The sequence below is a fragment of the Sphingomonas sp. TREG-RG-20F-R18-01 genome (assembly GCF_022662475.1).
Classification (GTDB): Bacteria; Pseudomonadota; Alphaproteobacteria; order Sphingomonadales; family Sphingomonadaceae; genus Sphingomonas.
Map to the genome: position 1 here is coordinate 350,200 of NZ_JAKNQQ010000002.1, position 14,172 is coordinate 364,371.

12 protein-coding genes are annotated in these 14,172 nt (G+C 67.4%); 8 read left to right on the top strand and 4 right to left on the bottom strand.

Annotated features, from left to right (window positions below; all coding sequences use genetic code 11):
* Positions 1-102: 102 nt before the first annotated feature.
* Entirely contained in the window at positions 103-486 is a 384-nt protein-coding gene (locus tag L8K25_RS07170) for a GtrA family protein (protein WP_131533754.1), read from the top strand.
* Entirely contained in the window at positions 486-1,229 is a 744-nt protein-coding gene (locus tag L8K25_RS07175) for a class I SAM-dependent methyltransferase (protein ID WP_242138210.1), read from the top strand. Before L8K25_RS07170 ends, L8K25_RS07175 begins: the two co-directional genes overlap by 1 nt.
* On the opposite strand, the gene L8K25_RS07180 is transcribed toward L8K25_RS07175, so the two are convergent.
* Both L8K25_RS07180 and L8K25_RS07185 read right to left on the bottom strand, forming a co-directional pair.
* Positions 1,148-2,203 carry a glycosyltransferase family 2 protein gene (locus tag L8K25_RS07180; RefSeq protein ID WP_242138211.1) on the bottom strand — a complete coding sequence of 352 codons (1,056 nt, stop codon included), beginning with the start codon at positions 2,201-2,203 and terminating at the stop codon, positions 1,148-1,150. The two genes, L8K25_RS07175 and L8K25_RS07180, sit on opposite strands and share 82 nt — an antisense overlap.
* A gap of 1,085 nt (positions 2,204-3,288) precedes the next feature.
* On the bottom strand, positions 3,289-5,109 hold the full coding sequence (locus L8K25_RS07185) for a DUF885 family protein (protein ID WP_242138212.1): 1,821 nt from the start codon (positions 5,107-5,109) through the stop codon (positions 3,289-3,291).
* Positions 5,110-5,411: 302 nt separating this feature from the next.
* On the opposite strand from L8K25_RS07185, the gene L8K25_RS07190 reads away from it, so the two are divergent.
* Complete coding sequence (locus L8K25_RS07190) at positions 5,412-6,695, top strand: DEAD/DEAH box helicase (protein WP_242138213.1); 1,284 nt, start codon at positions 5,412-5,414, stop codon at positions 6,693-6,695.
* 311 nt (positions 6,696-7,006) lie between these two features.
* On the opposite strand, the gene L8K25_RS07195 is transcribed toward L8K25_RS07190, so the two are convergent.
* Together L8K25_RS07195 and L8K25_RS07200 are read right to left on the bottom strand one after the other, a co-directional pair.
* Positions 7,007-9,097, bottom strand: a complete 2,091-nt coding sequence (locus tag L8K25_RS07195) for a bifunctional (p)ppGpp synthetase/guanosine-3',5'-bis(diphosphate) 3'-pyrophosphohydrolase (RefSeq protein WP_242138728.1) — start codon at positions 9,095-9,097, stop codon at positions 7,007-7,009.
* A gap of 154 nt (positions 9,098-9,251) precedes the next feature.
* On the bottom strand, positions 9,252-9,569 hold the full coding sequence (locus L8K25_RS07200; RefSeq protein ID WP_242138214.1) for a hypothetical protein: 318 nt from the start codon (positions 9,567-9,569) through the stop codon (positions 9,252-9,254).
* A gap of 129 nt (positions 9,570-9,698) precedes the next feature.
* Here L8K25_RS07200 and L8K25_RS07205 point away from each other — a divergent pair, with 129 nt between their 5' ends.
* The 5 genes from L8K25_RS07205 to L8K25_RS07225 all read left to right on the top strand — a co-directional run bounded on the left by L8K25_RS07205 (position 9,699) and on the right by L8K25_RS07225 (position 14,165).
* Positions 9,699-10,208 (top strand): helix-turn-helix domain-containing protein, encoded by a 510-nt coding sequence (locus L8K25_RS07205; protein WP_242138215.1) that lies wholly within the window; start codon positions 9,699-9,701, stop codon positions 10,206-10,208.
* A 59-nt stretch (positions 10,209-10,267) separates the two neighbouring features.
* Positions 10,268-11,017, top strand: a complete 750-nt coding sequence (gene ccmC / locus L8K25_RS07210; protein ID WP_242138216.1) for a heme ABC transporter permease CcmC — start codon at positions 10,268-10,270, stop codon at positions 11,015-11,017.
* A gap of 97 nt (positions 11,018-11,114) precedes the next feature.
* Positions 11,115-11,549, top strand: coding sequence for a cytochrome c maturation protein CcmE (gene ccmE / locus L8K25_RS07215; RefSeq protein WP_242138217.1), 435 nt, complete (start codon positions 11,115-11,117; stop codon positions 11,547-11,549).
* A gap of 133 nt (positions 11,550-11,682) precedes the next feature.
* A complete protein-coding gene (locus tag L8K25_RS07220; protein ID WP_242138218.1) occupies positions 11,683-13,641 on the top strand; it encodes a heme lyase CcmF/NrfE family subunit in 1,959 nt (652 codons plus the stop codon).
* Positions 13,638-14,165, top strand: a complete 528-nt coding sequence (locus tag L8K25_RS07225; RefSeq protein WP_242138219.1) for a redoxin family protein — start codon at positions 13,638-13,640, stop codon at positions 14,163-14,165. Before L8K25_RS07220 ends, L8K25_RS07225 begins: the two co-directional genes overlap by 4 nt.
* The last annotated feature ends 7 nt before the right edge of the window (positions 14,166-14,172 follow it).

Sequence of the window (14,172 nt, forward strand, 5' to 3'; positions counted from 1 at the left end):
ACGCTTTCCTAGAATGAGAACGCCCTCTAGTGCGGCAGGCGTAAAGGGCAAGCGAACGTGACAGCACTCAACCGACAGTTTCAAAGCCTCCGCGACAGCGGGATGCTCGGGCAGATCATCCGTTTCGGGATCGCAGGCGGGCTTTCGACGATCGTCTATGCGGCGGTCTATCTGCCGCTGACGCATTATGTGTTCGAACCGGCACATGCAGTCTACGCGGTGCCGTTCGCGTTCGCGGTCGCGGTGCTGGTCGGCTTCCCGCTCCACAGCTACTGGAGCTTCAAGGGCCACGGTACGCGCGACAACAGCGGCAAGCAGCACGGCAAGTTCGTCGCGGTACAGGCGTTCGGGCTGGTGCTCAACGCGGTGATCACCTGGATCGTTACCGGGTGGTTCCACCAGCCGACCTGGGTCCCGTTGCTCTTTGCCGTGTCGGTCGTGCCGCTGGCGACCTTCGCGCTCAACCGCATCTGGGTGTTCGGCTGATGGATCGCATCGTCTACGACCGCATGGCGGCGCATGATTCGACGCATTGGTGGTATCGCGCGCGCCGCGACATCCTCGCCGACTATCTGACGCGCGAGGCGAAGCTGCCAAAGGACGCGCGGATCCTCGAGATCGGCTGCGGCACCGGGCACAACCTGCCGATGCTCGCCGCGTTCGGCGATGTCGAGGCGATCGAGATCGACCCCGCCGCGCGCGAGATCGCGGCCGAACGGCTGGGGCGCCCGATCAGCGCCGCACCGCTGCCGATGCTCCCGGGGATCGAGCGCGGCGCGTATGACCTGATCGCGGTGCTCGACGTGGTCGAGCATATCGAGGACGACGTGGCGGCGCTACGCGCGATGGCGGCGTGCCTCAAGCCCGGCGGCAAGATTCTCGTCACCGTGCCCGCGCATCGCTGGATGTGGAGCGCGCACGACGTGGTCAACCACCACCACCGGCGCTATTCCAAGGCAACGCTCGCCACGGCGATCAGCGACGCGGGGCTCAAGTCCAACGGCCTGCGCTATTTCAATTCGCTGCTGTTCCCGCTCGCCGCCGCAGCGCGCGTCGCGGGGCGGATGACCGGGCGCGACGACAGCGACGATTCACCCCCGCCGCCGATGCTCAACCGCCTGTTCGAGACGATCTTCCGGTTCGAGCGTCACCTGGTCGGCCGGGTCCCGTTGTCGCCGGGGGTCTCGATCGTGACGTTGCTCTCGCCCACAGGCTCTTCCGCGCGATAACCGAGCGTCGCGCGGCCCTGAATCGGGCCGACGACGTCCCCGACGATGTACAAGGGGCGGCGCTTCGATTCGACGTAGAGCCGCCCGAGATATTCGCCGATCATCCCGAGCACGAACATCTGGAACGCGCCGAGCAACACCACGACGAGCATCGTCGAGGTCCAGCCCGCGACCGCACTGCCGCTGAAGAAACCGACCGCGATATAGAGGAACAGCAGCAGCGACGCGCCCGTCAGCGCGAGCCCGAGGTGGCTGGCGAAGCGCAACGGCGCAGTCGAGAAGCCGGTGACCGCGTCGAACGCAAGCCGGATCATCTTGCTCAAGGGGTAATTGGTCTCACCCGCATGCCGCTCCGCGCGGTCATAGGGGAAGGGGATCTGCTTGAAGCCGACCCAGGCGACCATCCCGCGGATGAAGCGCGCCTGCTCGGGCATCGACAGGAACGCATCGAGTGCGCGGCGGCTCATCAGCCGGAAATCGCCGGTATCGAGCGGGATCGCGGTGTCGGTGACACGATCGAGCAGGCGGTAGAAAGCGGCGGCGGTGGCCTTCTTGAACAGCGTCTCGCCCTCGCGCTTGCGGCGCACCGCATAGACGACGTCAGCGCCTTGCGACGCCATTGCCGCGCGCATGTCGGTGAGCAGCTCGGGGGGATCCTGCAGATCGGCATCGATGATCAGGATCTGCGCGCCGCTGCACAGGTCGAGCCCCGCGGTCAGCGCGAGCTGGTGCCCGTGGTTGCGCGACAGGTTGATGACGACCAGCCGCGGGTCGGCGGCGGCGAGGCGCTGCATCACCGGCCAGCTGTCGTCGCGCGAGCCATCGTTGATCAGGAGGATCTCGTAATCGTCCCCCACCGCCGCGCGTGCCGCGCCGGAGACGCGGGCGTGGAGCACGTCGAGGCACGCGGCTTCGTTGTAGCAGGGGATGACGACGGACAGCGCGGGGGTGGTCGGCGATACGAGACGGGTCATGCGCGCTGGTCTAGGATTGTTTCGGTTTGAGGGGAAGCGATCGGTTCGATGCTTCCCCCGGACGCTTGCGATAAGCCCCCCTACGCTGGACTTCCGCTACGCTACGCTTCCCCGGCGAAGGCCGGAGCCCAGGAGCGCAACCGGAATGGTCGCAGGCTGCGCACAGTTGCAAAAACCTTCGCTACTGGGGCCCGGCCTCCGCCGGGGAAGGGTTAAGGAAAGGGTGCGACGGATTCCGCCGGACGCGATCGGCACCCCCGCCGGATGCGCCGCGCGCGAATCCAGCCGATATACCCGAGCTCGAAACCACAAATCTGCTTCCCCGGCGAAGGCCGGGGCCCAGGAGCGCAACCGGAATGGTCGCAGGCTGCGCACAGTTGCAAAAACCTTCGCTGCTGGGCCCCGGCCTCCGCCGGGGAAGGGTTAAGGAAAGGGTGCGACGGATTCCGCCGGACGCGATCGGCACCCCCGCCGGATGCGCCGCGCGCGAATCCAGCCGATATGCCCGAGCTCGAAACCACAAATCTGCTTCCCCGGCGAAGGCCGGGGCCCAGCAGCGCAACCGGAATGGTCGCAGGCTGCGCACAGTTGCAAAAACCTTCGCCACTGGGCCCCGGCCTTCGCCGGGGAAGGGTTAAGGAAAGGGTGCGACGGATTCTGCCGGACGCGATCGGCACCCCCGCCGGATGCGCCGCGCGCGAATCCAGCCGATATACCCGAGCTCGAAACCACAAATCTGCTTCCCCGGCGAAGGCCGGGGCCCAGCAGCGCAACCGGAATGGTCGCAGGCTGCGCACAGTTGAAAAACCTTCGCTGCTGGGCCCCGGCCTCCGCCGGGGAAGGGTTAAGGAAAGGGTGCGACGGATTCCGCCGGACGGGATCGGCACCCCCGCCGGATGCGCCGCGCGCGAATCCAGCCGATATACCCGAGCTCGAAACAACAAATCTGCTTCCCCGGCGAAGGCCGGGGCCCAGCAGCGCAACCGGAATGGTCGCAGGCTGCGCACAGTTGCAAAAACCTTCGCTACTGGGCCCCGGCCTCCGCCGGGGAAGCGTTTCTATTGGGGGGAAGCGGAGGATGTACCTTACGCGATCGGCGTCCCCGCAAGCTGCGCCCGCGCGCGTTCCTCGCTCAGCCGCTCGAGGATCGTCAGCGGGACCGGGCCGTCGCGCAGCACTTCGTGGAACTGCTTCTGGTCGAACTTCGCCCCCAGGATCTTCTGCGCCGTGTCGCGCGCCCGCATCCAGCTGAGATGCCCGAGCTTGTAGCTGCACGCCTGCCCCGGCATCGCGCAATAGCGCTCGATCTCGCTTTGCGAACGCCCGCGCGTAAAGCCGACGACCTCGACGAAATAGTCGGTCGCCTTGTCGCGGCTCCAGCCCTTGGAATGGATCCCGGTGTCGACCACCAGCCGCGCCGCGCGGAACAGGAACGACTGGATATAGCCCGCGCGCTCGATCGGCGTCGCATAGCCCCCCAGCGGTTCGGCGAGCTGCTCGGCATAATGCGCCCAGCCCTCACCGTATGCGCTGAAGAAGCCCAATTTGCGCAGCACCGGCATGTCGAGCGCCGCGACGAGGCTGAGCTGGAGATGATGCCCCGGCACGCCCTCGTGATAGCTCAGCGACGGCAGCGTGTATTTCGGCCAGTTCTCGATGTTCTTCAGGTTGATGAAGTAGATCGCCGGACGCGAGCCATCGAGCGCGGCGCGCTTGTAATAGCCGTTGGGCGCGCCGTCCTGGATCTCGACCGGGACGGCACGGATATCGAGCGGCGCGGACGGCGGGTTGAGGAACGCCTGCCCGAGCTTCGCCTGCATCGCCGCGACCCCGGTGTTGAGCCCCGCGATCAGCTCGGCGCGACCGGCGGGCGTATCGGGATAGAGCTGTTCGGGCCGCTGGTTGAGCGCGGTCAGCCGCGCGCCGGTCGAGCCTTGCGTCAGCCCCTGCGTCTTGAGCAGCGCATCGAGCTGTGCGCTGAGGTCGGCGACCTGGTCGAGCCCGATCTTGTGGACCTCGTCGGGGGTGAAGCTGGTCGTCGTCGCGGCGGCGAGCGCGGCGGCGTAGATCTCGCTCCCGCGCGGGAGCGGGGCGATCCCGGCGGTGCTGCGCGCGCCCGCGCGAAGCGTCTTGACCAGCGCGATCTGGCGATCGAGCGCGGGATAGACCTTGTCGTTCAGGCTCGCCGCCGCGCGCTTGTCCCAGTCGCCGGACAGGCCGCGCGCCTTGGTGCGGGTCGCGACCGACGAGACGATCGAGCTGTCGGCGGCGGCGGGCGCACGCAGCTTGGCGAGCTGCCCGAGCGTCAGGTCGAGCAGGAAATCGGGCGCGACCATCCCGCGCGCGGCTTCGCTCCGCTGCAGTGCGCTGTCCTGGTCGAGCGCGGTCGCGAACGCATCGACTCGCGCGCAATAGGCGTCGGCATCGGCGGCGGTAACGATCGTGTGCGTGCTGTTGAGAAAATCGGGAACGTCGAAATAGGCACCGGACTGCTGCGACAGCACATAGGGCCGGTTCGGCGAACCGAGCCCGAACTTCTCCGGCCCGACGGCGCGTTGGGTCAGCGAATAGAGCACGACCTCGCGGTTGAGCTTGCCGCTGCGCGACAGGCCGGCGACCGGCACCGCCTGCACCGCGGCGATCGCCTTGCGGGTGCAGGCAAGCGCTGCGGCGCGCGCGGCGGGGGTGCGTTCGTCGAGGCGGCTTTTCAACGCGGCGTTGGCGCCTTTGTCGAGCCCCAGGCTGCTCGCCTGTTCAGGCGATTCCTGGACGTTCTGCTCGAAGATCGTCTGGAAGGTCGCGTTGAGCGTGGCGTCGCCCGCGGGCACGGCGGCGGCGGCGACCCGGGGGACGAGCGCGATGGCGGTAGCGGCGCTGCCTGCGCCAAGAAATGTACGGCGTTGCAAGGGGTAAGTCCTTCCGGTGACGATCTCTGACGGGATCGTACCAGCGTCGACCGGATCGACAAGACGCCCCCTGCAGCAAATCTTCCGGTTCTCCTGCGGAGGCAGGCGTCCAGAGTCGCGCGCACTCCAGGGCCGACTCCGCCCAATGGTCATATGGCGCGTCGGCGCGAGGTACCGACGACGGTACAACCCGGGCGGCAGCTTTCCGGATTGACGCAGTGCAGCATAAAACCTACCTGCCCGCGCTCTTACGCTAAGCCCGTTCCGGCGCAGCCTTGCTCAGCGCTGGAGGCGCCGCGATCATGACCACGACCTTCACCGATCTCGCCTTGTCCCCGCTGATCCTCCAGGCGCTGGCCGAGGAAGGCTATGCCACCCCGACCCCGATCCAGGCGCAGTCGATCCCGCTGCTGCTCGAAGGGCGCGACATGCTCGGCATGGCGCAGACCGGCACCGGCAAGACCGCCGCCTTCGCGCTCCCGCTGCTCCACCGCCTCGCCGCTTACCCCCGCCCCGCCCCCAAGGGCGGCGCGCGCATCCTGATCCTCGCACCGACGCGCGAGCTCGTGTCGCAGATCGCCGCGGGCTTCGAGAGCTTCGGGCGCCACCTGTCGCTCAAAGTCACCACCATCTTCGGCGGCGTCAGCCAGTTCCATCAGGTCGCGGCGCTCGACGCCGGTGTCGACATCCTCGTCGCCGCCCCCGGACGCCTGCTCGACCTCGTCGACCAGGGGCTGTGCGACCTCTCCGCGCTCGAGGCGCTGGTGCTCGACGAGGCGGACCAGATGCTCGACATGGGCTTCGCCAAGCCGATCGAGCGCCTTGTCGCGACACTCCCGAAGGACCGCCACACGCTGCTGTTCTCCGCGACGATGCCCAAGGCGATCGCCGCGCTCGCCGAGAGCCTGCTGACCGACCCCGCCAGCGTCGAGATCGCGCCGCCCTCCACCACGGTCGACCGGATCGCGCAGTCGGTGATGTTCCTCGACGCCGCGAACAAGAAGACCGCGCTGCTCGAACTGCTGCGGACCCCCGACATCGGCCAGGCGGTCGTCTTCACGCTCCAGAAGAACATCGCCAACGAAGTCTGCGCGTTCATCACCGAGGCGGGGATCACCGCCGAGGCGCTCCACGGCAACAAGTCACAGGGCCAGCGCGAGCGCGCACTCGATGCGTTCCGCGCGGGCACGGTGCAGGTGCTGGTCGCGACCGACATCGCCGCGCGCGGGATCGACGTCGACACGGTGACGCATGTGTTCAACCACGATCTGCCGAGCCTGCCCGAAAGCTATGTCCACCGCATCGGCCGCACCGGGCGCGCCGGGCGCAGCGGCTTCGCGATCACGCTGTGCGATGCCGAGCAGCGCGCCTGGCTGCATGACGTCGAACGCGAGATCGGGCGCACGCTGGACGTCCACGACGACCACGCCTGGCATTGCGAAGTCGCGCGCCACTCGACCAAGCGCGCGCCGGTGCTCGGCGGTGGCCCGGTCAAGCAGGTCAAGCCCGCGAAGGCACCGCGCGAACGCAAGGTCTGGACCGAGGAAGAAAAGCTCGCCGCGCGCATGGCGGCCCGCGCCGCCTGAGCGGAGCGCATCACAAGCGCGTGACGGGCGTCGCGCGACTTGTTCTTCTTATGTCGGACCGCCGTCACCCCGGCGCAGGCCGGGGCCGCCAAATAAGCGCGCAAAACCGGTGATACCGCACCCAGCCGTCTCGCCGCGCCCGGGTAACACCACGGCCCCGGCCTTCGCCGGGGTGACGGATGGGGGATCGAGCGACGTTCGCCAAGGTCTCGCGAAGGCCGGGGCCGCCAGGTTGGTCACGCGCGCGAAGACCATGCGGAGCGCTCCTACGGCGTGACGGCCCCGGCCTGCGCCGGGCCGACCGCGCAATCCTAGACCCGCGCCACCCCGTTGACCGCATCCGCCGCGCGCAACGCGCCGATCACGCGCATCAGGTGATGCACATCGTGGACTTCCACGTCGATCGTGTTGGTGTGGAAACCGGTATCGCGATTGTCGAGCCGCAGGTTGACGATGTTCGCCTTCTGCGCGCCGATGATCGTGGCGATCGTGCCCAGCGCGCCGGGTTCGTTCTTGACCTCGACCGAGATCCGCCCGGTCGCACCTTCGGTCTTGTCACCCCAGGACAGGTCGACCCAGTCGGCGTCGTCGGCATCCCCCAGCACGTCGCAGTCGATCGCATGGACCTCGATCCCCGCATCCGGGCGGCGCAGCCCGACGATCCGGTCGCCCGGGACCGGGTGACAGCATTCGGCCAGGTCGAACGCCACGCCCGCGGTCAGCCCGCGGATCGAGATCGCGTTCGATTGCGGCGGCAGGTCGCGCATCGCCTCGGTCCCCGCCGATCCTGGCATCAGCGCTTCCATCACCGCCGCATCGGGAATCCGCCGCCGCGCGATCGCCTCGAGCAAGGCCGCCTCGTCGGGCACCTTCAGCCGCTGCAACGCCATCGCCTGCGCTTCGCCCGACAGCGGCGCGGGCAGGCGCGAGACGAGCTCGTCGTACATCTTGCGCCCGAGCGCCTGGGTCTCGATCCGCTCCTTGTGGCGCAGATGCCGGCGGATCGCCGCGCGCGCCTTGCCGGTGATCGCGAAGTTCAGCCAGTTGGGTTGCGGCTCCTGCGCCTTGGATCGCAGGATCTGGACCTGATCGCCATTTTCGATCGTGGTGCGCAGCGGGACGACGCGCCCGTTGACCTTGGCACCGACCGCCTGGTCGCCGAGATCGGTATGGACCGCATAGGCGAAATCGATCGGCGTGGCGCCCTTGGGGAGCTGTTGCAGCTCGCCCTTCGGGGTGAAGGCGAAGATCCGGTCCTGGTACATCGCCATGCGCGTGTGTTCGAGCAGCTCCTCGGGGCTCTCGGCATTGTCGAGGATCTCGACCAGGTCGCTGATCCAGCTGTGCTGGGTGTCGGGGCGAACCTTGTCCTGCTTGTACGCCCAGTGCGCGGCGAGCCCGAGTTCCGCTTCCTCGTGCATCTCGCGGGTGCGGATCTGGATTTCGACACGGGTATTGTCGGCGTGGATGATCGTGGTGTGGAGCGAGCGATAGCCGTTGCGCTTGGGGGTGGAGATATAATCCTTGAACCGCCCCGGCACCATCGGCCAGCGCCGGTGGATGACGCCGAGCGCCTCGTAGCACGCCTCCTCGCTCGGCACGATCGCGCGGAACGCCATGATGTCGCTCAATTGCTCGAAGCTGATGTGCCGTTCGGCCATCTTCTTCCAGATCGAATAGGGGTGTTTCTCGCGGCCCGAAATCTCCGCTTCCAGCCCGTGGCGGGACAGCAGCAGTTTGAGCCCGGATCCGATCTTGGTGATCCGGTCGCCGCCGCCTTCCTTCAGCTGGGCAAGGCGGATCGTGATCGATTCATACGCTTCGGGCTCGAGCTGCGCGAAGGCGAGCGTCTGCATCTCCTTCATGAACTCGTACATGCCGATCCGCTCGGCGAGCGGGGCGTAGATATCCATCGTCTCGCGCGCGATGCGTTTGCGCTTGTCGGGGTTCTTGATGAAATGCAGCGTGCGCATGTTGTGCAGCCGGTCGGCGAGCTTGACCAGCAGCACGCGGATGTCGTCCGACATCGCGAGCAGGAATTTGCGCAAATTCTCGGCGGCGCGCTCGTTTTCGGTCTGCGCCTCGATCTTCGACAATTTGGTGACGCCATCGACGAGTCGCGCGACGTTCGCCCCGAACAGCCGGGTGATCTCCTCGGGCGTTGCGACCGTATCCTCGATCGTGTCGTGCAGGATCGCGGTGGCGATCGTCTCGTCATCGAGATGGAGATCGGTCAGAATCCCCGCGACTTCGATCGGATGGCTGAAATAGGGGTCGCCATTGGCCCGCTTCTGGCTGCCATGTGCCTGCATCGAGAAGACATAGGCGCGGTTGAGCAGGGCTTCGTTTGCCGTGGGATCGTAGTCCAGGACCCGATCGACAAGTTCATACTGACGCAACATCCGCATCAAGATGGCGTCGCGATGGCTTGATTTGCAACCTGTTTGCGCAACAAACCGAAAAAACCCCTCCCGCGCGCGCGGCGCGGAAGGGGGTAAAGGTCCTCGCGAGGAGGATCCGCGGGATCGGAAATCGCCAGCGCCTTGCTTCCCGCCCTTATTTGGCGTGCGCGTTGCACTTGGTCAGGGCCGCGTCGTCGAACACCTTGCCGCCGGCGCTGAAGGCGGAAAGCTTGCCCGCGTGCTGGACGATCATCTCGCACATGATGTTCTCGCGCTGCGGCCCTTTGCTGGCGGTGAACGCGGTATCGCGCCACTTCCACACGGTGCCGCTGGTGATCAGCATTTGTTGTGCAGGTGCAGCAGCCGGCGTTGCGACATAATAGGGACCGGCATCGGCGGCATGGCCGACGACCGGGGTCAACAGGAGGGCAGTCGCCAGGAATGGCGCCGCGGCACGAAAGGTCGAGGACATCGGAACGACTCCAGAGATATGTTTGCAATGCAGCAATTAGCAAAGTAGGTTGCGACTTGCAACTGAAACTTGCGGTGTTGGTGGCGTGCCGTTTCCCTGCCGTGCAAAAATGCGATACGATGAGGAATCATGGACGAAAAACTCCGCGAACCGCTGCGCGAACAACTGGTCAACTGCAGCCTGCCCGCCGCGCTCGAGGCGATGGGCGAGCGCTGGAGCTTCATGATCCTGCGCGCCGCGTTCAACGGCCTCCATCATTTTGAGGAATTCCAGTCCGAACTGGGGATCGCGCGCAATATCCTCGCCAACCGGCTGGGGCGGCTGGTCGAGCACGGTATCCTGACGCGCGACGCGATGATCAAGGACCGGCGCAAGATCCATTACCAGCTGACCGAAAAGGGCGCCGCGCTGTTGCCGACGATGCTCGCGCTGCGCCAGTGGGGCGAGCGGTGGGAGACGGGATTCCGCGCGTCGCCGGTGCTGGTCGATGCGCGCGATCGCCGCCCGATCGGCCCGATCGAGGTGCGATCGTGGGACGGGCGCACGCTGACCAAGCACGACCTGTTGTGGGCCCTGCCGGAGGACGTCAATTATGCGGAGCCGGAAGGGATCGAAGCGACCGCCCGTGCGGCCGAATAGCGTGCGCGGGCCCGCGATGCCTTATGGATTCGCGCGGCGATCTTGCGTATCCCTGTCGCGTGCCTAGCCTTCACGCCCTTGCGAACCCCGCGCGCTTCCTCGCGCTCGCACGGCCGTTGACGCCGGTGCTGTTCTGGGCGGGGGTCGCGCTGATCCTGTTCGGCGGCTGGGCCGGGCTGACCCAGACCCCGCCCGATTATTTGCAGAAAGACAGCGTCCGCATCCTCTACATCCATGTCCCGACCGCCTGGCTCGGCATGGGGGGGTGGAGCGGTATCGCGTTGTCTTCGTTGATCTTTTTGGTCTGGCGCCATCCGCTGGCGATGATCGCGGCACGCGCGATCGCGCTGCCAGGTGCAACCTTCGCTGCCTTGTGCCTGGCAACCGGATCGATCTGGGGGCGCCCGACCTGGGGCACGTGGTGGCAATGGGACGGGCGGCTGACTTCGATGCTGCTGCTGTTCTTCGTCTATCTGGGCTTCCTCGCGCTGGTCCGCGCGGAGGATGAGCGCGCCGGGTTCGGCGGCGGCGGGCGGATCGCGGCGCTGTACGGCGTGGCGGGATCGGTGCTGCTGCCGATCATCCGCTATTCGGTGGTGTGGTGGAACACGCTGCACCAGGGGCAGAGCATCGGCCTGACCAAGTCGACGATCGCCCCCGCGATCCTGTGGCCCTTGTGGTTCACGCTCGGCGGTTTCACGCTGTTCTTCGCGGGCATCGTGCTGATGCGGATGCGCACGATCCTCGCGCGGACCAAGGCGGAGGCGCGATTGCGCCGGCGCGCGCATCATGTCGAGGTGCCGGCATGAGCCACTGGCCCTTCATCATCGCCGCTTATGCGCTGACCGCAGCCGGATCGGTCGCGCTGGCGGCGTGGAGCTATCTCGCGATGCGGAGGGCGGAGAAATGAAGGCCAAGCACCAGCGCCTGACGCTCGCCGCGCTCGCGGTGGCGGCGGTCGGCGGGTCGAGCGCGCTGGCGCTGTCGGCGCTCAAGGACCAGGCGGCGTTCTTCTACGCGCCGGGCGACGTGAAAAAGGACGGCCTGCCGCTCGGCCGCGCCGTGCGGCTCGGCGGGATGGTCGCGGGCGGGTCGCTCCACAAGCGCGCGGACGGCGTGACGATGCAGTTCGTCGTGACCGACGGGGTCGCGCGCGTGCCGGTCGCGTTCCGCGGGATTGCGCCCGATCTGTTCAAGGAAAATTCGGGCGTGGTGGCGGAGGGGCAGTTCAACCCCGATGGCAGCTTCACCGCGAGCAACCTGCTGGCGAAGCACGACGAGAAATACATGCCCCCCGAAATGGCGGGCAAGATGCACGAAACGAAGACGCTCGTGCAATGAGGGTTGGTTTGACGGTTGCCTTGCCTGCTCTCCCGCCGTGTTCCTGCCCAGGCAGGAACCCGGGGGTTCCGTGTGCCAACCGCTGTTTCCCGGCTTGGCTCTGGGCTCCTGCCTTCGCAGGAGAACAGGAGGCATGATCGCCGAGGCAGGCCTTGCGGCCTTGTGGTTCGCGGCGGCGCTGGCGGCGTTGCAGCTCCTGCTCGCGGCGCTCGGTGTCTGGCGGTCAGCGAAGCCTGCGCTGGCCGAGCTTGCGACGACCGAGGACGTTTTGCGGGCGGTGAGGCCGGTCGCGGTTGTGCAGGGCGTGCTGGCGCTGCTTGCGATGCTGCTGCTGATCGCGCTGTTCGTGCGCAGCGACATGTCGGTGCTGCTGGTTGCGGAGAACAGCCACTCCGCCAAGCCGATGCTGTACAAGGTGGCGGGCGCGTGGGGGAATCACGAGGGCTCGATGCTGCTGTGGGTCACGATCCTCGGCATTGCCGGCGCGGCGGTGGCGCTGTTCGAACGCAGCCTCGCACGACCGACGCTGATCGCGACGCTCGGCGCGCAGGCGGCGATCGCGCTCGGCTTCTATGCCTTCCTGCTGTTCTCCTCCAATCCGTTCGCGCGGATCGATCCGGCGCCCGCGGACGGCAACGGGCTCAACCCGTTGCTGCAGGACCCCGGCTTGGCGTTCCATCCGCCGACCCTGTACATCGGCTATGTCGGCATCTCGATCGCCTTCTCCTTCGCGGTCGGTGCGATGATCACGCGCGATGTCGGCCCGGCGTTCGCGCGCGCGATGCGGCCATGGGTGCTGGGGGCGTGGATCTTCCTGACGCTCGGGATCACCGCGGGATCGTATTGGGCCTATTACGAGCTCGGCTGGGGTGGCTGGTGGTTCTGGGATCCGGTCGAGAATGCCTCGCTGATGCCGTGGCTCGCGGCGACCGCTTTGCTCCATTCGGTGACGGTGCTGGCGACCCGCGATGGCCTGCGTGCGTGGACGTTGATGCTCGCGGTGGTGGCGTTCTCGATGTCGATGATCGGCACGTTCCTGGTGCGCTCGGGCATCCTGACGAGCGTCCACGCCTTTGCGGTCGATCCGACGCGCGGGAGCTTCATCCTTGCGCTGCTCGCCATCTATATCGGCGGCGCGTTGCTGCTGTTCGCGCTCCGCGTGGGGACGGTGCGCGCGGGCACGACGTTCGACTTCGTCAGCCGAGAGGGGGCGCTCGTTGCGAACAACCTGTTGCTGACGGTGATCCTCGGCGTCGTTTTGATCGGGACGCTGTACCCGATCGTCGCGGCGGGGTTCGGGACGCAATTGTCGGTCGGGCCGCCGTTCTTCGACAAGGCCGCCGGGCCGGTCGCGCTGGTGCTGATCGCCGTAATGGCGGTCGGCCCGTTGCTGCGCTGGCGACGCGATACCGCGCAGGCGGCGCTGGGGCGCGTCACCATCCCGATCGCGGTAACCGGCGCGGTGCTGATCCTCGTCGCGGCGACCAGCGGCGGGATCGCGTTGCTGCCGTTGCTCGGGCTCGCGCTCGCGGGTGGCCTGGCGGCGGCAAGCGTCGCGCCCTTGTGGAAGCGCAACCTGCGCCGGACGCCGCTGTTCACCTATGGGATGGTGGTCGCGCATCTCGGGATTGCGGTCAGTCTCGCGGGGATGGCGTGCGATACCGCCTTCACCCAGGCAACGCTGGTCGCCGCGCGGGTCGGCGAGCCGCAGCGGGTTGGGCCCTATCTCGTCACGCTCGACGGGGTAAAGCCGGTGATCGGCCCGAACTGGTCCGCGATCGAGGCGCGGCTCAGCGCGCGGCGGGGGGCGGATGGCGGCGTCTTCTTCCTACGGCCGCAATCGCGGTTTTTCGCCAATCCGGTAACGGTGACCAGTGAGTCGGCGATCGCGACGCGCTGGGACGGGCAGCTCTATACCGTGCTCGGCGAACCCGATGCGCAGGGGCGCTGGCAGGTGCGGTTGTGGTGGAAGCCGTTCGTCACGCTGATCTGGCTCGGCGGCGCGCTGGTGGCGGTCGGCGGGGCACTGTCGCTGCTCGGGCGGCTGTTGCGCACCCGCCGCGACCGGGTGCGCGCGGACGCCTACGCATGAGTCGGCAACTGATCTGGATTCCGTTCGCGGTCGCGCTCGGGCTGCTCGCGCTAATTGCCTGGGGGTTGTACAAGCCGGCGGACCGCACGGTGCATTCGGCGCTGGTCGGGCAGACTCTGCCCGCTTTCGACCTGCCGCCGATCCTCCCGACCAAGCCCGGGCTGGCCAGCACGCAGTTCGGCGCAGGCAAGCCGCGATTGCTCAACGTCTTCGCGAGCTGGTGCATCCCGTGTGTCGCCGAGGCACCGCAACTGCTTCGGCTGCAACAGGCGGGCGTGGTGATCGACGCGGTCGCGATCCGCGATACGTCGGCGGACATTCGGCAGTTCCTCGCGCGCAACGGCGATCCCTATGCCGCGATCGGCGACGACAAGACGAGTTCGCTGCAACTCGCGCTCGGCTCGTCGGGCGTGCCGGAGACGTTCGTGATCGACGGGCGCGGGCGGATCGTCCAGCAGCATGTCGGCGACATCCGCGAGGACGAGGTGCCGGGGCTGATCGCGCTGATGCGGGGGTTGCAGTGAAAGGTTT

Excerpts from the sequence above, each read along its gene's own strand:
- L8K25_RS07170 (WP_131533754.1), top strand. The coding sequence starts at position 103 with ATGCTCGGGCAGATCATCCGTTTCGGGATCGCAGGCGGGCTTTCGACG.
- L8K25_RS07175 (WP_242138210.1), top strand. The coding sequence starts at position 486 with ATGGATCGCATCGTCTACGACCGCATGGCGGCGCATGATTCGACGCAT.
- L8K25_RS07180 (WP_242138211.1), bottom strand. The coding sequence starts at position 2,203 with ATGACCCGTCTCGTATCGCCGACCACCCCCGCGCTGTCCGTCGTCATC.
- L8K25_RS07190 (WP_242138213.1), top strand. The coding sequence starts at position 5,412 with ATGACCACGACCTTCACCGATCTCGCCTTGTCCCCGCTGATCCTCCAG.
- L8K25_RS07195 (WP_242138728.1), bottom strand. The coding sequence starts at position 9,097 with ATGTTGCGTCAGTATGAACTTGTCGATCGGGTCCTGGACTACGATCCC.
- L8K25_RS07200 (WP_242138214.1), bottom strand. The coding sequence starts at position 9,569 with ATGTCCTCGACCTTTCGTGCCGCGGCGCCATTCCTGGCGACTGCCCTC.
- L8K25_RS07205 (WP_242138215.1), top strand. The coding sequence starts at position 9,699 with ATGGACGAAAAACTCCGCGAACCGCTGCGCGAACAACTGGTCAACTGC.
- ccmE (WP_242138217.1), top strand. The coding sequence starts at position 11,115 with ATGAAGGCCAAGCACCAGCGCCTGACGCTCGCCGCGCTCGCGGTGGCG.
- L8K25_RS07220 (WP_242138218.1), top strand. The coding sequence starts at position 11,683 with ATGATCGCCGAGGCAGGCCTTGCGGCCTTGTGGTTCGCGGCGGCGCTG.
- L8K25_RS07225 (WP_242138219.1), top strand. The coding sequence starts at position 13,638 with ATGAGTCGGCAACTGATCTGGATTCCGTTCGCGGTCGCGCTCGGGCTG.